Source organism: Paenibacillus sp. NPDC056579, from assembly GCF_042793215.1.
GTDB lineage: Bacteria > Bacillota > Bacilli > Paenibacillales > NBRC-103111 > Paenibacillus_S.
In genome coordinates this window covers 179,078-202,247 of sequence record NZ_JBHTVD010000004.1, presented here as the reverse complement: position 1 = coordinate 202,247, position 23,170 = coordinate 179,078, and the positions used below count along the sequence as shown (strand labels likewise).

Below are 23,170 nucleotides of genomic sequence, written 5' to 3'. Positions count from 1 at the left end.
TCATTTTTTGACTTCAAAAAGCAGGACAGACAGTAAAGCGACCCTTCCTGATATCAGAAAGGATCGCTCTGTTTTAGATGCTATTAAAATATGCTGTCGGAAACGTAATAAATTTTCTGGGTATTTTGTTTATTTACCGGGTCAGTAACGATAGTAAAATATACATTTCCGTTCTTTGTCTGTACTCCCTCGATTTCGTGAGTTCCCACATTGGTGATGTTCGCCAGGGTCTTGTACGCGCCGGTGTTGGACATCATCGCAATCTGCGGAGTATCGCCTTCCGCGCCGCCCGACGTATAGATTTCCGTATTGCTGAGCATATCCGCCCCCTGGAAAGAACCGTTCGGTCTGACGATAGCACTGCCGGTCTGCGAAAAGCTGGTAATGCATGCGCTGACAGCCGCCGCACTGTCCAATCGTACCTGTTCATTGCTGTCGAGAAGCTGGTTCAGCTTTACTGTGTCGTAGATGGACCAAGTTACTTTACCGTCGGTAGTTTGTACACGGAATACCGTATGCGTGCTGTTGCCGCCGCCATCGACACGGTAGGTTGTTCCCAAGCTTGTGCCGGTCTCATTGGCGTAGTTCATATACGTAAACCGATGAAGATCCGTATAATCATAGGTGGCTCCGGCCGAGTACTGAAGTCTTGCTACCTGGAGAGACCAGTAATATGATGTTGACGGATCCGCTTTAGAGCTGAAATAAAAGTAATTGATTCCGTTATAAGTATACATGTCGAGCGTCTGGCAATGCCCGGCATTGGTGACTGTCATTTCATCCACGTAAGTAGCGTCGTTTCCGTTAATGAGCAATCTTGACAGATAGCACGTTCCTCCAGAGCGCTGTGTAACGTAAACATATGTCGAAGCGATATATGCTTTCTGAACGGCCACGTTGTGTTTAAGTCCCTTGAGGTTGTATGCGAGGGTTGCCGATGCGTTTACTGTTTTCCCGGGAGTTGCCGCAAAGACAGGCAAAACGGGCAGTGCCGAAATAAGAATCGCCAGGACAAACGACGCGACAAATTTGAACTGCTTTTTCATAAAGCGGAAAGTTTGAACATTAACCATACTGATACCTCCTAATGGACTCATATTATGGGACTCGGAGTTGTCTTCATGCTGTAACAAAAAGACATGTAGTCTCGCTTGTTCAGCCTCTCCTCCTTTCTGCAGGTAACAAGCCCGATGAAATAAAAAAACCGGACATTAGCACCCTCACCTCAAGGCGAGAATGTAACATCCGGGTTTTCTCATGGACTCTACCCGTTACCTGATACCAGCATATGGAAATCGCTTACACCCCATATTTTCCTTTAAACCGCCGGAAGTGTCAAGATAATAAATTGTAAAGAAGGAGAAAATGATGGTGACCTTCTAGGAAGTCATTTCCAAAAAAGCGACGACTTGATTTACTTTTTCTAAGTCATTAGGAGCCATCTTCAAAGTCGATGCCGGCTCCCCCGTACCGCCGTAAATAAACGGATAACGGAAAAGTCCTCTATCAACGATACAAGGCAATGAAAGGACTAAAGCAACACTCCCTACAGCATAGCCGGTTATCTGTTGAACTTCTTTCGGGGAAGCCATTTTCAGCTGGCTGCATCCAATTAGCCCCACGATATCTTCAAAATTCACTCGACCGCGATCGCCGGAAACAATCACTGCAAAGTAGCCTTTGTCTGACTTGAGAACTAAATTTGGTGCGGTTTGGCCTAATTCAATACCAAAATAATCGGCACCTTCCTGTGCAGTACGGATCGGTTTATCGTGATGAATGATTTCATATTGAACTTCTTTTGTTGCAAAATGGTTTGTAATATTTCCATAAATAGGTGTACCCCTTATCGAATAGTTGAAGCCAATAACCATCTTATGGAAAATATCATAACGAATTTATTCTTGCTCTGACAAGCTATTAAACGCTTTATATTCATTCCTTCATCCATTGAAAGGAAGGCTCCTACTGCTGGAAAACAACAATAGCCCAGACGATAATAGATCATCTGAGCTTCCCTTTAAGCCACCAAGCTCCAAAACTTCCAAAGCTTCTAACTTTGCTCTTGTTAAGGAATGTTCCATATACTGGATGGAATACCGGGTTCTGTCGTGTAATAACAGTCGGAATCATCATCTTGTTAACTGCCCTAAACGTCCTGCTGTGCTTGATTGACTCAGCAGCTCCCTGGCTGTCCCTGCGAGGCGGGCTAACAACGCGCTTGACTGTTTCGGCTGCCCCCGGCTTACTTTCCTTGCGAGCTGGGCTTACGACGCGCTTAACTGTTTCTGCTGCCCCCGGCTTACTTTCCTTGCGAGCTGGGCCGACTACGCGTTTGACTGTTTCTGCCTCTCCCGGCTTGCTCTCTTTGCGAGCTGGGGTCACGCTCACAACGCGCTTGACTGTTTCTGTTGCTCCCGGCTTGCTTTCTTTGCGAGCCGGGGTCACGACGCGCTTAACAGTTTCTGCTGCGCCCTGCTTGCTTTCCTTGCGAGCTGGGACGACAACGCGTTTGACTATTTCTGCCGCTCCCGGCTTGCTCTCTTTGCGAACCGGGGTCACGACACGCTTAACTGTTTCTGCCGCTCCCGGCTTGCTCTCTTTACGAACCGGGGTCACGACGCGCTTAACTGTTTCTGCTGCTCCTGGCTTACTCTCTTTGAGAGCCGGGGTCACGCTCACAACGCGTTTGACTATTTCTGCCGCTCCCGGCTTGCTTTCTTTGCGAACCGGGGTCACGCTCGCGACGCGCTTGAGCAATCCGGACTCTCCAAGAATGCTGCGCAAAATATCCAACTGGTATTTCACCCTATCCTGAATAGGCAGACTGATTCCAGTCTCCACCGTAATGGCCTTTGCTTTCAAGAAATGAAACGCGGCAGATCGTCCTGAACCTGGCAAATCATGTCTTAGCAGGTTAAAATGCCGCACATTTTGTTTGATGGACCGATTCATCTTTGCAATAACCTTGCCAGCGGCAGGCCCGGCTTTGCCGGACGGATTGATTATTAGTGTTTGCCCTAATGCGCCGCGTTTTTTTTGCGATAATCCGGTTGCTTCATGAAGATCAATGTACCACGCCGGTTTGTTTTGCATGGCCAAACGAAATAACGCCGCCGATAACGGGTGTCTCGCTGTTTTAGACCCGATCTTAGGGAACGTTCGGTTCAAATCGGGGTTCCCCCGTCTACGCTGCTTTGCTGCTATCTGATTGACGATAGGAACGATAATGATCCTGCCGCCGTGAATTTGGATGACCTTCTTTTGAAGCAGCTGAACGAAACGATTGGCTGCCAGCATGCCCGCCCGCTCCGATCCGTGAACACCTGCTGTTATCATGACGGTAGTTCCTTTGGAATCGCCGTTTATAAGATAATACGTTGTCCTGTATCTTGTATTTTGGGCTAACATACGCTTGGATATGGACATAGCCGCTCCACCTCCCCGGTACTACCAAAATACGTAGCGACATCCGTCATGGGAATAGCCGAATTCATCATAAATCAGCATTCCACCGAAAAAAATTGTGGGAAGCATAGCCCATTCCCTTTTATTGTCCCAACATACTATAACTCATAAAGCATAAGTTCGACACATTCGTACCAGAAAGACAAGAACATGATAATCAATTGGCCAAGGTGGTGAAGAGGTGAAGCCGTATCGTGTTGTATGGGTAGGACCCATAAACAAAGCTAGCGGTCTCGGAGTTGCGAGCAGGTCTTATGCGCGTGCACTCCGAAGACAAGGTGTTGCTGTGAAAACAGGCGGTTCCAAGCATCGCGCAACCGCATCCGGAGGTAAGAAGGTACTCATTTACCACCATAATCCCAGCCGTTTTCCTTGGAAGAAACGACTGGCCGCCTACGATAGAATTATTTTAAATACAGTATGGGAAACAAGTAGAACACCCAAAAACTGGCTATCCTCCATGAACAAATTTGATGCGATCTGCGTGCCGTCCCTCCATAATAAAAGAGCTTTGAGGAGAAGCGGCGTAAAGGTCCCGATCTTTATCGTTCCCCATGGGGTAAACACCAGAGCATTTCACCCGAAGAATAGAAAGATGCGTCTTGCGAGAGCAGGCAAGAGGTTTACTTTTGTATCCATTTTTACATTTCAACACCGAAAAAATCCGGAAGGCCTGTTAAGGGCGTACTGGCGAGAGTTTTCCGCAAAAGATAAAGTGGTTCTTGTGATAAAAACGAATGGATTTGCTCGATATGAGAATGAAAGATGGGTTAAAAAGAAAATAAGCCGATACAAAAAGAGGCTGGGTATTAAAAAAGCAACGGCTCCCGTTGTCGTTATCGGCCGCCGGCTCAAGGAAAGACAACTAAAAGGCCTATATACGCTTGGAAATGCCTTCGTCCTCCCCTCTCGCGGCGAAGGTGTCGGTTTGCCTTACTTGGAATCCTTGGCAAGCGGTGTGCCCGTAATTGCTACAGGCTGGGGCGGGCAAATGGACTTTTTGACCAGGCGCAATTCGTTTCTGGTTCCATATCGGCTGCAGAACCCCTCCGTCAGCATGAGAAGCAAGCACAGCATCTCCAGAAAATTCAGCAGCCTGTTTGCACAGAAGGGACAACAATGGGCTGAACCCAATTTGAACAGTTTAAGAAAAATCATGAGGAAAGCATACAAAAATCCTAGGCTGTGCAAGCGGAAAGGCCGCCGGGGACGTAGAGACGTGACGCGCTTAAGCTGGAACCGGGCTGGCGTACTCATGAAGCGGACGATTGAGCGTGTGCTGCGATCCAAAAAGAACCGTCGTCGTCACAAATAAAAAGCTGGCGTATGCTTCTTCAGCTGTGCCAGCTTATCTTCATTCCAACTATCCTCTCTATGCTCCGAACGCGAAGCACTTTTCCCATTCAAAAGTAAAAGACCCGAGGGCAAGCCTTAGGTCACGGGTAATCGATCAATTTCTTCCAAATAAACAGGCCGGTTACTTTCCATCGAACGATAGGCGGCAAAGACGGTCTGCAATGTAATCAGATTGTCTGCAGCGTTGTTCACCGGTTCTCTGTTTTCTTCAATGGCACGCATGAGCTCCCCCATCGTTCCCATGAAAGCATGCGGAAACCATCGTCCCTCTAGCTTCGGCGTATACAAGCATCCCTTCTCTAGACGTTCGCTGTAGAGACTGATCGTATCCTCCTTCCCCGTGGGATAGTTGTATAGAGCACCGTTCGTTCCTTTGACGATTCCTTGCGTTCCTTCGAATCGGAAGGTGGCATACCAATCTTCCTGCGGCATCCGATTATTATGATTATCGTGGATTAGAGCCCGGACCTCTCCCGGGAATTTCAGATGAATCAAGGTACGCGTCTCTCCGCGATAAGGTTGTCCGGGAAATCGGGCGCCGTCGGCATATACATATTCCGGCTGAAGTCCGAGAACATAGCGGATTGAATCCAAATAATGAATGCTGTGATACATAACCTCCAGCGTTGAAATGTGTGTAAGCCAAGGCCAATTTTCCCACGGAGTATGAACATTGACTTGAATGGCTGCCTGCAAAGGCTCACCCAACCATCCTCGCTCCATGATCGAGCGGCTGGCCTGAATGCCCGGAGACCAGCGCATCTGCTGATTAACAGCGGCTTTAGTCCCGTGCGAGGCGAACACTTCAACGAGCTCCTTTGCTTGTTCATAGGTCTCGGCAAGCGGCTTTTGACACAGCAGATGCTTTCCTTGCCGAGCCGCCTGCTTCGCTATTGCCGGTTGTTGCTGAGCAGGAACAGCGATATCGACGATTTGAACGTCCGGGTGCTCAAGGAGCGCTTCCAAGGAAGCGAATACGAGCATTCCCGGATAGCCGCTCACCGCCGCTTCCGCTTTGGCATGATCCTTATCATAGATGCCGATGACGTGAAACCCTGCCATTCGGTAGGCGGGAAGATGCGCGTGAACGACAATTTCCCCCGCTCCAACTATTCCTATCCCTTTGGTAAGATCTCGCGGCAGTTTAGGCTTATAGTCTACATCCAGGCGCCCAGCGGTCCCCTTATCGGCATACATTTTCTATTCCTCCTTGTTTTGACGATAACCGGACCGCCTCAATATATCATCTACCTGCCCGGCTGCCCTTGAGAGTGCCTCCGGCACTTCCAAGCGAAGCTGCAAAGCATCGTCAACCATCTGGGAGAGTACCTCGTTAATGGCCGGATATTCCGGAATCGGCAGCGGGCTCTTCACATTCTGATGTACCGCCTCAATCTGCTCATAATACGGGAATTGCTTCCTTACTTCCTCATCTCTCCACGTGGACAGACGCGTACCGTTGCCGCCCGACATCGAGGTCACCTTATCCATGGCTGCCGAAGCCGTCTCGTTCAAGAACCGGTAGGCCATCTCCGGTTGAGTGCTGCCTGCTGCAATACCAAGAATCCAATAAATATTCAGAGACATATGCCGTCCGCCAGGCCCATCGCCTTTTGGAATTAGACCGGTGCGAACTTTGCCGGCTATACGTGACATTCCCGGCATTTCCGCTACGGCGGCAAAGCCCGCCCAGTTCCACATCATCGCAATGCCGCCCTGGGCAAAATGATGCCCGCTTCGGACACTGTCCATCGTAAGAGCCGCCTTGGGTACTACTTCATATTTGTGGATCAAATCCACCAGAAATTGCAGCGCTTCCCGACCAGCAGCTTCGTGAAAGGCAGGCTGCCAATCCGCCGTGACCAGCTCGCCTCCGCGACTCCATAGATGGATCAAAAAATCATACACATTATTATGCCCATCGGGATACGATGCCGTTAATGCGCCATACATCTCCTTCTCGGGACGGGTAAAAAACTGCGCGACATGAACAAACTGCTTCCAGGTCACTGGCACGTCGAGCGGATACCCGAATCGGCTTGCAAAGCTTTCCTGCTCCGACGGGTCGGTGAACCAATCGCTCCGATAAATGAACATCTCGGGTCCATCATGGTAAGCAATACCGTAAACCTTGCCGTCATCTCCTGTTTGAAGGCCTCGCATACTGGGTGCCCACGCATCAGGCCAGCCTTCCGGCGGATTTTCGCGGATCAGGTCGTCAAGCGGAAGCAGCAGCCCTTGCTCTATCGCCTCCGGCAGCCAATCCGTGACGCACAGGAACAAATCGTGTCCGCCGTTTAACGCTTCTTTCCCCGCAATCATCCGGTCATAGAGCCTGTGGATTTCTTCGAATTCCCGCTCCACTACGCAGCCGGTCAGCTTCTCGAAATGGTCCGCCTGGACCCGAAACGATGCCTCGAAGCCTTCGAATTCCCTTGATATAAGCTTTAAGCGGGTGATAGTCAAGTGCGTCGTCCTCCTCTCTCTGTTACACAGCCCTCTTCCTGACCATTAACAAATGGTCGCAGACCAACACCGTCGCTCCGTGCTGATTGAACACCTCACAGCGCTCACTGACAATTCCGAAGCCGGAACGCTTAGGGTGATCCTTCTTCTCATGCACCGTCACGCGAACCTTGATCGTATCTCCGATAAAGACCGGTTTCACGAATCTTAGACGGTCATAGCCGTACGAGAACGCCTCCGGATTCATTTCAGTGGCTGTCATGCCAACCGCAACACTGAAAATAAGTGTGCCGTGAGCAATCCGCTGCCCGAAATCCTGCTGCTTGCACCACTCGGCATCCATATGATGCGGATAAAAGTCTCCGGTTTGTCCGGCGTGCATCACGATATCCGTTTCGGTAATCGTTCTGCCGAAGGAATCTCGCGAAGCACCAAGCTCATAGTCTTCGTACCATTGCGAACGGATCATCCGCTCAGCACCTCCGATATGATTTTGTCATTATGCTCGCCGATCTTGGGCGCACCTAGAGGAGACAGCAGCAGTTGGCCGTCTATGCGTATTGGACAGCGGGTCGTTGTGAGCGTGGCTCCGTTTCCGGTCACCGTTTGCTGCGTCATCTTCAGTTCCCGGAACGCTTCGTGTTCCAGCAGCTGCTTCCAGTTCAGCACATCCGCGCACCAATAATCCGCTGGCTCCAGCCGTGAAATCCAATAAGCGGTCGGTCGGCTTTTCAGATGGTTTCTTAGGATGGCTTTGATGCCGTCGCGGTGGGTAAACCAGCTGGACGGCTCATGAAATCGTTCCAGATCCTCGCACTCGAGCAGCTTGCCGAGCTGAACGACTGAACCCATCGCCAGCGCTAAGTACCCGTCTTCTGTCTCATAAATGCCATACGGTGCGCCCAAATATGCATTGGCATTATTCACGGAGCTTCGTTCGGGCAGCTTCCCGCCGTCGTTCATATGCGTAGTCAGTACCTCAAACTGAAAATCCAGTATCGATTCCAGCAGGCTCACTTCCACGCGTCCGCCTTTGCCCGTCACGGAGCGGCGCACCAAACAAGCCAATAGGCCTTGTACCAGATGCGCTCCCGCAAACATGTCGGCTACGGACAAACCGAACGGCACCGGTGGCTGATCCGCATTGCCGTTAAGCCAGGCAAGTCCTGAGAGCGACTGCACCAGCAAATCCTGACCCGGCTTACTTCTCCACGGGCCGGTTGTACCATAGCCGGTTATTTCCCCGTATACGAGACGGGGGTTCCATTCGTTAACCGCTTCATAATGGAGCCCGATTCGTTCGATCACACCAGGTCGGAAGTTTTGGATCATGACATCCGCCTTTTCGATCAATGAACGGATGAGCCTTAAATCCTCAGGCTTCTTCAAATCAGCCGAAATACTCTCTTTATTCCGGTTAATCGAGTGAAATAACGTACTGTCTCCGTCCAGCTCCAAATTGGAGACATACAATCTTCGACACAAATCGCCACCGTCGGGACGTTCTACCTTGATAACCCTTGCGCCTAGATCGGCAAGCCGCAATGCTGCTGAAGGCCCGGATAAAAACTGGGCGAAATCCAGTACAAGCAGCCCGTCTAACGGTTTGAATCCGGATGTTGTGGTCGTCATACTTGCTTCTCCTTTGATATATTCAATGATTCGTGGAACAACCGGTCCATTTGCTGTAAAATCCGTTTCGTATCGCCACCCTGCATCATGTATTCCTGTACGTAATCTCCGGCATGATCCTGAAAATGCAAATATCCGTTGTATCGCGGTCTGACAAAAGCTCTGTCCAGAGCCGGAAGCGTTTGTGCAAAATATCCGCCTGTCCATCGATTCGTCTCTTCGTCCGTCCAGGCCCCCCTATGACCGGGTTGGCCTCCGGCTGCCGTATAGATCGTACGCTGTACAATGGGCGACGCTGCAAATTGCGCATATCGTAGCGCTTCTTCCCGATGTGCGCACGCCGATGACACGGCAAGTCCGGTTCCGCCAAGAGTGGAACGGAGAGGACCGTTGGCTCCGAATGCAACCAAATCGCCAAAGGCTAGTTTCTTACGGCTGAAGCCTTCCCGTGCATAATTGGAATAGCCATAGGCGAACGGGCAGTACGCGATATCATCGGATGCGGTCATGGATTCGTAGACCGCGATCGGATTCATTTGAAATATGGCCTTGCGGCAGCAAGACGCAAGCTCCCTGAGCGTTTCCAGCGCCGCTTGCCCGATCTCACGCGATACGACCGTATCCTCGGTTGTGAAGGGAACTTCCCCATGAGCTTGGCAGAACATGTAAAAGTTCATTAAGCTGTCGATGGGAATAGCCGGGAATACGACTTGGTTGCTTTTTGCCAGCGACAGGACCCCCTCCCATCGCTCGGGGACCTGTGCACCCAGCCGTTCCAGAACATCGCTGCGCCAGGCTGCTACCGGGGTTGCCGCATCGATGGCTAGCGCCGTTTGACGTCCGTCGAACTCATAGCTGGCATGGGACGCTCCGACCGAATGCTTGGCTTGGTCCTGCATAAACGAAGCCGGCAAATGCTCGTTTAACGGCAATAAAGCACCTGAGTGAGCGGCATATCCTGCCCAAGGATGATCAATTACCAATAGATCGTAAGTTGCTACAAGAGCTTGAATCGGCGCATCGGCAAATTCCTGCAATGACCGCTTCTCCCATTGGATCGTTACTTCCGGATAAAGCTCCGAATATCTCTGCGATGTTGCTGCCATGGGGAGATAGCCCCTAGTATGATTCCAAGTGATGCCTCGAAGTACGATGCTCATACGGCGTCTCCCTTCTTTTTCCCCCGTTTTATGTTACCCATCATTGCCGCTTTCCAGCTTCGACTTCGCCTTGTTTAGGCTCATGAGATACCAACAGGTCATTTATACGGATCGGCTTCCCCGTTTGCACCGATTTCCAGATCGCCTCCCCGGTCAACACCGAATAGGCTCCCGCTTCAGCTCCGGCCATAATCTCATAAGGGCGAAGCGGATCCGCTCCCAGGAACAAATCCTCGAGAAGCAATGGGTCTCCGCCTCCATGCCCTCCGGAACGCGGAACGACATGAATCGTCTCTTTTCCTCCAAATAGAGGAAAGTATTCGATCGTCTGCTCCGGTATGGGATAGGAAGCGCGCTTGGACATTACTTCCTTTGTTTCGATCCTGCCCCTGGTTCCGTTGATAGCCAAACGATACCCTTCGTAAGGCAGTGAGAAGTTCACCGAATAGCTAAGCATCGCGCCTTTATCATATTTAACGACGGCTGCATAAGTGTCCTCGATATCAATCTCCGAGTCGAAAATACAGGCATCCGCTCTATATCCGTTGTAAGCACCTGGCTTCGTATCAAGCTGCGTCAAATGATCGTCCTCCGGCATGAGCTCTTTACTGCGCGTCGACCAGCGCATGAAGTACGTACATTCATGCTTGACACGGCACGTTCCGCAATATCTTCCATCCTCCTTGGCCGGGTTCAACTCGCCGTCGGGCCCAAAATAATTCAAACCTCCGTAGGCAAACGCCTCCATCGGCTTCTGATTGATCCACCAATTGACTAGATCCATATGGTGGGTACTTTTATGAACCGATAGTCCGCCGGAATTCAATCTCTTCCTGTTCCACCGTTTAAAATAGCTCGCCCCATGATACGTATCGAGGTACCAATTCAAATCGATCGAGGTGACGGTACCGAGCTTTCCTTCCAGAATGAGCTCCTTGATTCTCGTATGAACCGGTGCATAGCGGTAATTGAAGGCAACGTACAATCTCCCCTTACTGTTGGCTTGTGCATCTAAGACCCGCTTGCAATCCGCGCCGGTCGTAACCATCGGTTTTTCCGAAATCACATCAAGATGATGTTCGAGACCCATTACGATGTAATCCGCATGAGTATGATCCGCCCCGGCCACAATGACGACGTCCGGCTGTGTTTCTTTGATCATGCGGTCGAATTGATCCGGTGCATAGACAGGAAGACCGTTCAACACTGGAAACTTGCGGAAGCAATTGGTGAACCGGCCAGGATCCGAATCGAGCAATCCGACAATCTCACAGTAAGGCTTAAAGGTATCCAGCATGGAGCGGATAAACATCCCGTTCGCCCTGGTGCTGACACCGCAAATGACGTATTTTTTGGTGGTCAATGCATTCTCCCTCCATTCTACTGTTAGTATACAAAGACGCTGACCGCAAACCAGTAGTGAATCCCATCCTGATTATAGGGGGATTATGCCGATAAGCAAAAAAAGACCCCTGTCAAACGCGACAGGGGCAAGTTTTATGTGATAGGAGGAGAACCCGGCATGGATTATGACTTACTTTAGATTAACCGTTAGAGATTTCGAGCCTTTGTCAGGTCCGGTCACTTTAATAGTAAAGCTTTGCAAATTCACTTTTTCCTTGGAATATACCCCGCTTTTAGGCTTAAAGACGAGCTTGTAGTTATCGGTCATGTAGAAGGTATCTTTATCAGCATCGCTTGTTCCGGGCTTATAAGTCACATCCGTTAAAGCAATGGTTATCCCAAAATTGTTTAGTAATGGTGTAAGCACTTCGGAGAATGTATTTTTAGCCTTATTAGCCGAGTTGATGAATTGATTGCCTACATCGTCTTTTACAGAAATGTTTTTCAGCAGTTTATCATCCCAAATGTAGTAATCGTCGATTTCATTGGTAAAAGCAGACATAGTTCCGGATGTATTGCCAATTTTGAGTTCAGTAAAAGTCAAGTTAGAAGTAAATACCGTTAAATTCACTTTAAGGAATTTGGTTCCGCCAGGAGTAGTGTAGCCAATGGTAGCGACCGTGCTTCCCGGATTCAAACCGACCCATCTCGTAGGACGAATCGGATTATCGACCGCAACGATTTTCGGAACGGAGAAGGTCACGCTCGTAATCGGCGCTAACGGGATAGCCGTTTCTATGCCATCTTTATTTTTGGCTGCAATACTTTTTTCAATATCCTTGGAAAAATCCTTTCTGTTTTTGAATATAAAGTCCGCATCGGCTAAGTCCACTTTCAGTTCTTCCCGGTGTGTCTCGTATTTCTTTTCAATAATGCCCTGATCGATAAAAAACTTTCCGACCGCAAACAAGCTCGTATCGGTATTCAAATAATAGTTCAAATCATTTTTGTCATACTCTTTCCAGCTATAGCTTTGTGCAATCCCTGTTAGAGTACCTAATTCCGTAATGATGGGCCATTTGGTCGGATCGGGCTCGCTAGGATCCTTCTTTGTCTTCACCAGTGTGGCGCTCAAAGAATAAGAGCCCAGCTTGCTGGCATCTGTAACCGGAGTCAATGAGAAGTAATTTTTCCCGCCGGCAGCATCCTTGGCCTTCAACCGCATACTTTGATTCGTATCGTTCAATACAAGCTGCTTGTTTGAATTGTGTACGCCTGTTAAAGCCCCATCGGCTCCATTTAATTTCTGCATTTTGTACACGACCTGATATTCATCGCTTGTCGGTGTGTACACTTCGTCATACTGGTCTTTGATATTCATTTTCACCGACGCCGTCTTTCCTGTCTCCGTAAGCAGCGGATATAACTGGCCGGGTTCGAAATCCAATTTTTCTACGGCAGAAGGCACCCTTTTATCCATCAGGGTATATTCAGCGGTAGCTTTCTTGTCGATTTCCAGCAATTCAACTTCAATCGAGGCTTTACCCGTACCGGTTACCTCTTCGATCAATACTTTGCCTGCATTGCCTCCGGTTAGCGGAATAGGACCTCCTTCTTCGGTTGACGCAAGCTTCAAATCGCCTGAACTGCGAACCTTCACCTTTCCGGCCTTCACAAGCGCTGCTCTTTCCTCCGGCGAGAATGCGTATCCTTCCGCATCTCGGATTTCCAGCTCGATAGCTTTATCCGCATCCCCTTCCGCCAAGACCGACGTATATTCTTTAATCGCAATGCTTGCCGGCACTTTGGGCGTTACCAGGCTCATGGACTTGCTAACCGTTTGTCCCGATCCCAAAGCAGTCAAAAACAAGGTCGAGGCGGCATCCTGCTTATAATCGGTCTCCGTTTCCAATTCAAGCTCGGGAAATCCGTCGTTGTCATAATCGTAAAATGTATGTTCACCTTTATCAACGAACATTTGCTCCCCGTCAACCCGCATATAAATGCCGTTCTGCAGCTCCTCCAGATCATCCATCTTATTTCCATATTGATCGTATGCGGTAAAAGCCAAGTAAGCTTTACTTCCGGGCTGTAAAGTATCTTTATTATCCTTAATCGTGAGCTTGCCCAGATCGATCTTCGAAACGAGTGACCGATCACCGACTCTAAACGTTTTGTTTAGCGTCAATCCGTTGGTTCTGTCCCGGATGGAAATGAGGACTCCCGAACCTCGTTTCTCCTGGCTCAAGTCAAGCTTGAATGCTTGCTTGTCCGGAATGGTTTGCACCGGATTCCCGGAAGCGCGAATATCGAACATGCCGGCCGGTACCTGCGTTTGCTCTCCGTACTGATTCACTTGTTTGAACTCGATTATGACTTTCGATCGTCCCAGCTGATCCGTTGGATTCGCAAATTGCAGCTCCTTGATCCGTTCATCCTCGGCCGTAAACTCCGCTGACTTCTTGTCGACCTCCGCATCTTCTAATCCGGACAGCTCTACGGAGTAGCTTCCTTTTTGCAGCTTCGATTCCAGTGTTATCGTTGCCGATTTCTTATCGCTCGCCCATTCCGCAGCTCCAGATACCACACTACCGTCCTTTTTCACGGTGAGCACCATTTTTTCCGTTTTTGCCAAATCCACCGGATTATCGAAGCTTACCGTCACTTTCTTGGCGCCACTAGGCTTGGCTTCCGTGAGTGATATTTTGCCTGAAGCTGTTCCTGCTTGCTTGTAAGCTTCGTATACTCTTTTCGTCTCATAAGCAGCTTCTACCAGCATTCTCCGGGTGACGAGCCGATCGCCATAGAAATAACCGTCATCCTGATTTTTCATAATGTCCAGCTTCAAGGCAAGCGTAACAAAACGGCTTAAAGTGATATTTACTTTATCCAGGTTTGCAGAGCTCGTATCCGTAATCGGAGTAATTTTTCTCGCCTCATCCACTCGGCCAAGACCGTAGATAAGGTATTTGGCAAGGTCTTGACGCGATATCGATTCAGCCCCGTCCACGACCATCCCGTCACTGGTAATAATCCCTATTTTCTCAAATTCTTCCTTATATTTATTTGAAAGCGCTTCATCATCAGGGATTAAGAAAATTAGATTTGCTACCTTGACAAACTCATCGCGCGTAATCGTTTTATTGACGCCGAAATCATCGTCTGATTCCGCCTGAAAAGCACCTTGCTGAATAAAATAGTCGAATCGGTCTTTCATTTCCGGTGACAGCACCTTCAGGTCCTTATAGTCCTCCGATAATTTAACGGCTTGAATCTCAATGCCCGGAGTTTCTGCTATCTCATCAGCGTAGGAAGCGACAGGAAGCATGGACATTGACACAAGCGACAGTGAGACGAGAGCGGATACATATTTATTCTTCATTTGGCACCTTCTTTCATTGAATTTACATCGTTGTTGACTAGCCTTTCTTATAAAATAGTATGAAATCGCCAACGAATCATTGGGTTTTCCATTCATGTTTATAGGCATATTTCTCTCTAATTAATCTTCTCCCAGCTTGACCGCCTGATGGATCCGGATACGCGATACGATATGTCCCAGAATGGCCAGGCCCGTCGTTAACATCACGGCTACAACCCAATACAATCTCGCTTGGTCGCCAGGATCGAACGTCACTTTGAATGGAGGTACCTGGGTCTTCGGATCGAACGACATTTCGAACAAGGGCACGAACAATTGGCTCGTCAAGCTTCCGGTAGCTAATCCGATAACGATAGCAGCCCCCGATATAAGGAGCTGTTCGCTAATCAGAATGACAAGCAGCTGAAAGAACGAGATTCCCATCGCCCGCAAAATACCGAACTGAAGCGTCCGGGCGTTCAACGACAATACCCAATACAACAGAAAGCCGAAGAAGCATATGACAATGGAAATGAGGAACCCGAGCGTCATAACACCGTTAATCGCCATCTGAAACGGATCCTTGATAGCCTTGATCTGCTCCTGCTTCGCGTCCCTTAAAGATTCGATCTGATAACCGTGGTCTGCGACCGCTTTATACACCGCTTGACTGCTGGCGTCAGGCATCAGCTTCAGCCAAACCTCGTAAGGCTCCAGCGCCAGATTGTTCTGGATATAGGGCAAATGCCCGATAACTAGCATCGGTTTCTTAACCTTCGTCGTCGATCCCTGCTTGGAATTGACCGTGACCGTATCGTTAGTACCCGGGTTTGGGTTCCATGAGGGCCAATAGTCGATAGTCCCATACACGGTGAACGGAGCGCCTTCGATGCCGTCCCAGCCTAATGTAATGGTGTCTCCCGGCTTGACCCCATATTCTTCTGCCATAGATTCCGATATGAGAACGGAGGACGGTTTGGCGGCAATCAGATTCAGATAATCGTTAAAATGGTGGTCCAGCAATCCGGAGCGCAGCCAGGCGGTCTGCCCGAACTCTTTGGTGTTGATACCCATGAGCTGTACGGTATCCTGGGATTTGCCTTTCGTGAATACCGCATCTTTTTTTATAAACACTTTGGCGGCATGTTCTACTCCAGGCAGCTGCGTGAACGGGAGAAAGGATGGCTCCGTATACTGTGTTTTTTGCGGAACGGCAGCAGCATCTTCTTCCCCGGACTCCTCTTCCTCTCCGCTCGATAATCCCATCAAAATAGCAGGAGGCGCGTCATTCTCCCAGCGGATTTTCATCGTTATATCCGCACCGGCGGAATAACGGATTTTATCGGTTGTATTTTTGTTGATCGTACGGGTAGCGCTCGCGCTGAACAATCCTGTGGCGATGGTAATGATCAGGAATACCATAATAAATTGATATTGGATGGTCGATCGGCTGACCTGAATTAACGTGAAATATAACGCAGGCGACCACCACCGTCTACCCGCTTTGTAAATGAGCTGCATAAACAATGGATACAAGCGAAGCACCAGCAGCCCCATCCCCAAAATGAACAGCGCAGGAATAAGAAACAGCAGCGGGTCGACGCGCAAATCCCCGGACTTCAAACCGAGCGACAGCAAATCCTTCATTCGGATTTTGTAATTGTATAAGCCGTATAAGGATATCCCTATCAATATGACATCGATAAAATATTTGTGCCAGAAAGAGCTTGCTGCTTGTCTGGCCGACTGCTGCTTATGCCCGACGATCGTTGCTTTGGTAGCAATGAACACGGGAATCAGCGTCATGACTACGGAGCTGGTTACGGCAATAAGCGCGTAGGAGAACGCTTCTTGGCTTAAGGAAACATCGAGCTTGGCACGCTGCACGAACTCGAGAAAGCCGCTTGATGCGCCCAATACTTTGGTCAAATTCATGCCTACATACGGGCCCGACAATAAGGCAATCGATCCGAGTACCAGACCTTCGGCAACATAACCGAAAATGATTTGCAGGCGGCTCGCCCCACGGCTGCGCAGTACGGCTATTTCCGTCTTTTGGCGCTCCGTGATCAGGTTGGCTACCATGTACAAATAAAATCCCAACATAAGCACTACAGGTACGTTCAAGGACCAAAGCATCGTTTTTAAGTTCGCTTCCTTGACATAATAGTTGCCCAAGGTTTTTAAGGCGGGAGCATTGTAATTATGATTTTCATAGCGCTCGTCCATATGTTTGTCTAAAGCGAAATGCGAAGCAATGAACGTATTGATCGTAGCCAGCGACATCTTGTTATAGTCGAGCGCCAGGTACCAATAGCTGAACTGGACATTCAGCTTTCCTCCTGAGGTAAACTCTTGTTCAAATAATGGGAAATCAATCACGAAGCTGTTCTTATAGCTGCTGGGAATGTTATACCAGTACACATCCGTGTAATCCTTGCGGTCGAATACGCCTACCGGCTTAATATATATTTGCTGCTTTGAAATGTCGTCCTGGATTACGAAGACCGTGTTAAGCACCATGCCTAACTCGGTCAATGCCTCCGACACCACGAGTGCTTCATATACCCCGTCGACCGGCGCTTTGGCAGGCATACGGCCGTCGATGAGCTTCATATGCTCTTCCATCCCGTCAATGGCGGTAATATCGGCGGACCGCTGTCGTTTCGTATCCACTTTATCCGGCTCGGCTGGACTTAGATTGTATTTCTGGGTTGATCTCTCCCGAACCGAATATTGGACCGGAATGCCGAAACGGCTGCTCGTCTCGTTCATAAACGCGTCGGTTTGCGAAATTTTGGCGCTCTTCTCCTTCTCCTGCGCCGTCATGTTTACCGACAACCAATAAATGCCCGGATACTGGCTGCTGCTGGCTTGCAGCTGCTTCAGCTCCTGCAGCAGCAGTCTTTGCAGGATCGCGTTCGTATAAATAGGCATACTGCTTGTCAAGGCAACGGATAAGACCAGCCCGAACAGCAAGCTAAGCTCCAGCCATTTATTATTGACCATCTTGCGCAGGATCATGATAAATATTGCCAATGTCTTACGCCTCCTCCTAGTTGGCCAAAATAATCTTTTGCCCTTCGCCTATCCCCTTGCGGATTTCCACTTCGGTTGCAGCTACAATGCCCTTTTCCACATCGATTTCTTTCCGGCTGTCGCCGTCCAGCACCTGCACATAGTCACGTCCCATGTAGCTGCGCAGTCCGGCTCTCGGAATGACGACCACATTGTCCCGCTGCTCCGTAACGACAGTAATGTCTGCCTGTGAGCCGATCGTTACCCCATCCGGAAGCGGATGGACAGCGATAACGATCGATTTGTTGTTCTTATCCTGAATCGTTTTATTATCGCTGGGAGGAACCGTCATCGGAGTTTGAACCACTTTCCCGGGGTATGTTTTATCCTTGATTTTGACGGTTACGTCCATATTGATTTCTACTGCGGCAATGTCGTTTTGGCTTGAGGCTGTATACACGAGCTGCATTTGGGTTGGGTCGGAAAGCGTAACCATTTGCTTGTTGGCTGCAACCTCCTCTCCCGGCTGAATCGGATCGACATAGGTTACGATGCCGTCGGCTGCTGCGATCAGCCTGGAGTTTTCCAGCTGGGTTTGCAGCGAGTTCAGTTGAATCTGAGCGCTTTCCATGTCCAGCTTCTTCAATTGAACCGAGGGATCGCCGTCTCCTTTGCTCGTGATTTCCTGAATCAGTGCTATTTTGGCCTTTTCGATAGCAATTTCCTGTATCCTTATTTTCGTCTCCAGCTCACCCGTATCCGTCATAGCTACAATGTCGCCGGCCTTAACCTTATCCCCGAGCTTGACATTCATCGAGATCAGTTTGCCGGCAGCCGTTTTATAATACAGGTAATGGGTCTTATCCGAAGCAAAAGTCGCAACTCCGGTAATTTGCTTCACGATCGTGGCCCGTTTGGCATCAACGACGTTCAATACTTCCTTCACCGGCTCTACCAACGGCGGCGCCAGCTCCTCTTCTTCCACCGGCAGCAAGGAGCATCCCGATAAGGAAGCCATTGCAACCGCAGCCCCGATCAATAGAGGGATGAATGGCTTTCTCCACATTTTGACCTACCTCCAATTGATTTGCCTGTTCGACGGCTTGCATGCCGCACCCGACGTTTATAACTATAACCACATTACTATGAAACCGTTTGCGTGGTTTGGGGGATTCAGTTCATTTTTATAGGTTCATTGCTTCATCTCCCTTCCCTATAAATAGGGAAAAACTCCAGCCCGCGAGCTGGAGCTGGAGTTACTTCATCCTATGGCTGACCGATAGCCCATAACGCTGCAGCATCAAAGAGCTTCCATGCTTCATCCGTAGCGTTATCTTTCATTAGGCTTGCATTTCCGCCAAACATCAGCGTACGTGCAGCAATCGCTTCGCCCAACACATTTTTGGAGCCTTTCTCGTACCCGATGACAATGGCCTTCTCGGGATCCCCGGCAGCATGTGCTACTACGATAGCGTCACTGCTTGGAATGCCGTAAGAAAGGTCTCCGGCTTCATAATAAAATTGTACGTCACCCTTCAATCCTGCTGCAAGCGGATGATCGCTTGACTTGATCGTCACGTTCGTTTGCTTCTTAATCCCTGTATTCTCAGAAACCGTAGAGAAATCGGCGTCTCCGAACGAAATCGATTTATTGTAGATGATTGGCACCGGAATGCCTTTCAGCTTTTTCTTCACATATTTCGAGTTGGTCGACGATCCGATGACGATAAGATCGAAACCTTCCGTCGCTTCCACAGTCAGCTTGGTGCTGGCTAACCGAGTAACCTCGAAGCCGAGTGACTGCAGGCGGTTTACAAGCGGTTTCTCATCTTCACGGAATTGGGTTCCATTCAAATCACTGGTAATGAGAACCTTTTTCCCTTTGGCCGAGCCTTTATCGACTTTCGCCGGTTCCGGTGCAGCCGGCTTCTCAGGCTGTGTTGCAGGAGTTTGCGTTTCCGGCTTCGTAGGCTCCGGTGTGGCAGCCGGATCTGTTTTACCCACACCGAACAGCTTCTTCGCCTCGAAGCTCGCTAGAGCCAGCATCTTGCGCGTTGCGGCTTCTTTGCCGCCAAACGTGCCGTTGTCGAGCTTCGTAAGAATATTTTTCTCCAGCGCGAGCGCTACATATCCTTTCGCCCAATCATCTACCGTGCTGTCCGTAACCGGGGCTGCTTTTTGCGCATCCTGGTCCAATCCAAGACCGCGAATCAGGAATGCCGCAAGCTCTTGTCTGGATACGGAGCCGGACGGATTGTACATTTTGCCTTCGGCGTCATAGCCGTTGGTCAGTCCCGCTTTTTTAAGCGCCTCTACATAAGTCAGCGACCAGTGATCGGAGCCGATGTCGCTAAAGGACGATACTGTAAGCGTTTTATCAATTGGCAGCGAGAAAATGAGGGCAGCTACTTTGGCGAACTGAGCACGGTCCATTTTATCGTTCAATCCGAACGTATTGTCCGTAAGACCGCTGAACACGCCTCCGCGAATCAGTTCATCAAATTTGGACTTTTGATCCTGCGGAAGATCCTTCAGGTCGGTAAAGTCGTCTACCGTCTTCACTGCGGGAGTCTGCTCTCCTGCTGCAAAGGCAAACGGAAGAACCGTTAACGACAACAGGAGGAAACATAATAGCGTTGTAACAATTTTTTTCATTCAGCGCACCTTCCTACTATTTAATGATGAAGCGGGCATGCAGGCTTTATGTGAATCGGTTGTTCAAAAGCTCATTCCACCTCCCCGGCTGCGATTCACAAAGGTCAAACATAGGTATCTTTGTACACTTTAAAAATAATACGAAACGGCAGAACCGTTATAGGGGCTTACTCGCATCATTATAGGTGTGTTGGATTATTTATTCGCAGGCGATTTCGCCTCCTATTTGGCTAAAAAAGAGACACACTTACTGAAGTAGATTCTACCTGAATAAGTGTGTCTCTTACGTTTCGGTAACTTTATTTCGATGCTGCTTTAGTAAGCTCGGCCTTGGCTGCCTTGGCCGTATCGATCGCCTTGGTGGTTTGCTCCTCGATCATCCGCAGCGCCGTCACGGAGTCCTTGGACTCTTTGAAAATGAGCGGAGCGAACACGTTTTGCATAGGGACGTCGTACCAGAGCAAGCCGTTCGCGCGCGCTGCCGGCGGCATAGCCGTTTTGCCGTTGAAGACCGCTTTGGTGTTTTTGCCACGCATTTGCGGCAAATTTTGACCGAACGCTTCCTGAACCGCTTTGGATTCCATCGGAACAATGACGCCTTCTTTGGCCAGCTCGACCTGATGCTCTTCGGACAGTATCGCTGCTATAGCCTGGAAGGCCATATCTTTTTTCGTGGATTGCTTTGTAATATACATCGAATACACATTAGGCTGGTATCTTGTATTCGGTACATCACTGAACGATGGGACGGACACAACGTCGAAGTTCAGATTTTTGTTTTGCTCGTGAAACGACACGAGATGGTCTACTGTGGCAACGGCCATAGCGATATTCCCTCGGGTAGCGAACGTTTCGACCGTATCGAACTGATTCGCTGGAATATCATAAAATCTTCTCATGTTATCGACCAGCTTTTTCCACTCCGGCGTATTCAAGCTGGCTTTATCTTCTGTCAAACTTAGAGGCGACAGCGACAGCTGGTTATAGTTCATATAGTGCCCGGGATTCTGCGAAAAGCCCTTGTAGGTTACTTCTCCGTCGACACGGGTCAGCTTCTTGGCCAGCTCATAGATTTCATCATAGGTCATCCCGTCCTTCGGGTAGTCGACGCCGAATTTATCAAAGATGTCCTTGTTGTAGAACAGAAGGAAATCATTATTGTTGTACGGGAGTCCGTACAGCTTCCCTTCGGGAGACAAGTTTTGCATTTGGGCGACGAGCGAGGGATTCAATTTCGTTACATCAAAGTTGAACTTTTTGATCAATTCCCTGATGTCATACTGAAGATCGTTATCAATAATATATCTCTGCACGTTCATGCGGGTGTTATCGAGCACAATGTCGGGAATCGTTCCGGCTGCGATCAAGTCTTTATACTCTCTTCCCTTGTCCCAATGCACGTGCTTAATGGTGATATCCGGAAATTTCTTCTTCAGGAATTGACCGATTTGTTTGTCGAACACCTCTTCCTTGGCAAAATATGCAGGATAGGTCGTATAAATAAACAGCTCATTAGCCGGCGACTCCGTTTTTTGAGGTGCTTGCGCCTCATCAACCGGATTAGATGGAGATGCTGTACAGCCGGCCGCCAGCACTGCTAGAGTTGATGCGAGTAAAGTTCCTGTCACTATTTTTTTCATTTTGGTAATATCCTCCCCGTTAACCGTTTTGCAAAGTCCATACTACGAGATTGTCCAGAAGCTTCCAGCCATTGTCCGTAGTGTTCTCATGCAGACCGTTGTTCAAATAGAAGAACGAGATGCGTGCCTTCGTTTCATACCCGTTGTCCGCTTTGGCGCCTTTATCGTAATAATAGATCGCAGCCTTCGCTGCATCCCCAGGTGCGGTGGCGATGATTTTCGCTTCCTTGCCGGGCACGCCGTAGCTGATTCCAATTTTGGAGTTCGTTTCTTTATAAATATCGACTCTGCCCGTTAAACCTCCGGCTACCTTGTGATTACCGTCCACGATATCAATCGACTTGACGTCAAAGACGTTCGTATTCTCTTCGACGGACGACAAGCCCAGATAAAACATGCCGTGGTTCTTCACATAGACCGTTGGAATCGCGATTTCTTTCATGATCCCTTCCTTCAGTATCTTGGAATTGACCGTTTGGCTAATATAGATCAAGTCATACCCTTTCGTCGCATCGGCGGTAAACTCCCGGTCGATCATGTTGGTCACTTTAAATCCGAGAGCTTTCAGTCTTGCCGCAACGACTGTGTCATCAGGAGCATTTTCCCGTCCGACCAGCAGCAGCTTCTTATCCTTCGGGGAAACTTCCTCCTTTTGCGGAGCCGGTGCTGCAGCTGGCGCAGGCGCAACCACAGGCGCCGGTGCTGATTCGGCGGGCTTAGGAGCTTCTGCCGGCGTCTTGGCGTCCGCCGTTTTTGGTGCTTCTGCCGGCGCCGGTGTTGCCGTCGGCTTTGGAGCTTCCGTCGGAGCGGGAGTCTCTGTCGGCTTTGGCGTTTCGGATGGAGCCGGCGTTGCCGTCGGCTTCGGTGTTTCGGACGGTGCCGGTGTTGGGGTCGGCTTCGGTGTTGCCGTCGGTGACGGTGTTTTCGATGCCGCTGCAGTAGGTGCCGCCCCAGTATCCACGCTGCCTTTAGATGAGCATGCTGCAATGGAAAGGGTCATCAAAGCTACCATGAGCCAGATGAGATAACGTTTCATGAATCGATTCCTCCTGTGAATGCATGTTTCTTTG

At 49.4% G+C, this 23,170-nt stretch carries 16 protein-coding genes; 1 reads left to right on the top strand and 15 read right to left on the bottom strand.

The window, feature by feature from the left end; translation table 11 throughout:
- Window positions 1-83 precede the first annotated feature (83 nt).
- From ACFQ88_RS17900 to ACFQ88_RS17890, 3 genes are all read right to left on the bottom strand, one after another.
- Window positions 84-1,073, bottom strand: coding sequence for a hypothetical protein (locus ACFQ88_RS17900; RefSeq protein ID WP_379455031.1), 990 nt, complete (start codon window positions 1,071-1,073; stop codon window positions 84-86).
- Window positions 1,074-1,379: 306 nt separating this feature from the next.
- Window positions 1,380-1,874: an aminoacyl-tRNA deacylase gene (locus ACFQ88_RS17895; RefSeq protein WP_379455030.1), complete on the bottom strand. Its 495-nt coding sequence runs from the start codon at window positions 1,872-1,874 to the stop codon at window positions 1,380-1,382.
- A gap of 130 nt (window positions 1,875-2,004) precedes the next feature.
- A complete protein-coding gene (locus ACFQ88_RS17890; RefSeq protein ID WP_379455029.1) occupies window positions 2,005-3,429 on the bottom strand; it encodes a succinylglutamate desuccinylase/aspartoacylase family protein in 1,425 nt (474 codons plus the stop codon).
- Between the two features lie 499 nt (window positions 3,430-3,928).
- Between ACFQ88_RS17890 and ACFQ88_RS17885 the strand changes: the two genes are divergently transcribed.
- The gene (locus ACFQ88_RS17885) at window positions 3,929-4,783 is read left to right on the top strand and encodes a glycosyltransferase (RefSeq protein WP_379455858.1); all 855 of its coding nucleotides are present in this window, start codon (window positions 3,929-3,931) and stop codon (window positions 4,781-4,783) included.
- 116 nt (window positions 4,784-4,899) lie between these two features.
- On the opposite strand, the gene ACFQ88_RS17880 is transcribed toward ACFQ88_RS17885, so the two are convergent.
- The 12 genes from ACFQ88_RS17880 to ACFQ88_RS17825 form a co-directional block, all read right to left on the bottom strand.
- Entirely contained in the window at window positions 4,900-6,021 is a 1,122-nt protein-coding gene (locus tag ACFQ88_RS17880) for a Gfo/Idh/MocA family protein (RefSeq protein ID WP_379455028.1), read from the bottom strand.
- A 3-nt stretch (window positions 6,022-6,024) separates the two neighbouring features.
- The gene (locus tag ACFQ88_RS17875; protein WP_239625901.1) at window positions 6,025-7,290 is read right to left on the bottom strand and encodes an extracellular solute-binding protein; all 1,266 of its coding nucleotides are present in this window, start codon (window positions 7,288-7,290) and stop codon (window positions 6,025-6,027) included.
- A 22-nt stretch (window positions 7,291-7,312) separates the two neighbouring features.
- Window positions 7,313-7,759 (bottom strand): MaoC family dehydratase, encoded by a 447-nt coding sequence (locus ACFQ88_RS17870; RefSeq protein ID WP_379455027.1) that lies wholly within the window; start codon window positions 7,757-7,759, stop codon window positions 7,313-7,315.
- A complete protein-coding gene (locus tag ACFQ88_RS17865) occupies window positions 7,756-8,922 on the bottom strand; it encodes a CaiB/BaiF CoA transferase family protein (RefSeq protein WP_379455026.1) in 1,167 nt (388 codons plus the stop codon). Before ACFQ88_RS17865 ends, ACFQ88_RS17870 begins: the two co-directional genes overlap by 4 nt.
- Window positions 8,919-10,082 (bottom strand): ABC transporter substrate-binding protein, encoded by a 1,164-nt coding sequence (locus ACFQ88_RS17860; RefSeq protein ID WP_379455025.1) that lies wholly within the window; start codon window positions 10,080-10,082, stop codon window positions 8,919-8,921. Before ACFQ88_RS17860 ends, ACFQ88_RS17865 begins: the two co-directional genes overlap by 4 nt.
- Before the next feature lie 40 nt (window positions 10,083-10,122).
- Complete coding sequence (locus tag ACFQ88_RS17855) at window positions 10,123-11,445, bottom strand: Gfo/Idh/MocA family protein (protein WP_379455024.1); 1,323 nt, start codon at window positions 11,443-11,445, stop codon at window positions 10,123-10,125.
- Window positions 11,446-11,616: 171 nt separating this feature from the next.
- Window positions 11,617-14,808 carry a hypothetical protein gene (locus tag ACFQ88_RS17850; protein ID WP_379455023.1) on the bottom strand — a complete coding sequence of 1,064 codons (3,192 nt, stop codon included), beginning with the start codon at window positions 14,806-14,808 and terminating at the stop codon, window positions 11,617-11,619.
- Window positions 14,809-14,928: 120 nt separating this feature from the next.
- A complete protein-coding gene (locus tag ACFQ88_RS17845) occupies window positions 14,929-17,826 on the bottom strand; it encodes an ABC transporter permease (protein WP_379455022.1) in 2,898 nt (965 codons plus the stop codon).
- A gap of 16 nt (window positions 17,827-17,842) precedes the next feature.
- Window positions 17,843-18,871: an efflux RND transporter periplasmic adaptor subunit gene (locus ACFQ88_RS17840; RefSeq protein WP_379455021.1), complete on the bottom strand. Its 1,029-nt coding sequence runs from the start codon at window positions 18,869-18,871 to the stop codon at window positions 17,843-17,845.
- 200 nt (window positions 18,872-19,071) lie between these two features.
- On the bottom strand, window positions 19,072-20,460 hold the full coding sequence (locus ACFQ88_RS17835) for an S-layer homology domain-containing protein (protein WP_379455020.1): 1,389 nt from the start codon (window positions 20,458-20,460) through the stop codon (window positions 19,072-19,074).
- 299 nt (window positions 20,461-20,759) lie between these two features.
- Complete coding sequence (locus ACFQ88_RS17830) at window positions 20,760-22,100, bottom strand: ABC transporter substrate-binding protein (protein ID WP_379455019.1); 1,341 nt, start codon at window positions 22,098-22,100, stop codon at window positions 20,760-20,762.
- 19 nt (window positions 22,101-22,119) lie between these two features.
- Window positions 22,120-23,136, bottom strand: a complete 1,017-nt coding sequence (locus tag ACFQ88_RS17825; RefSeq protein ID WP_379455018.1) for a hypothetical protein — start codon at window positions 23,134-23,136, stop codon at window positions 22,120-22,122.
- Window positions 23,137-23,170 lie beyond the last annotated feature (34 nt).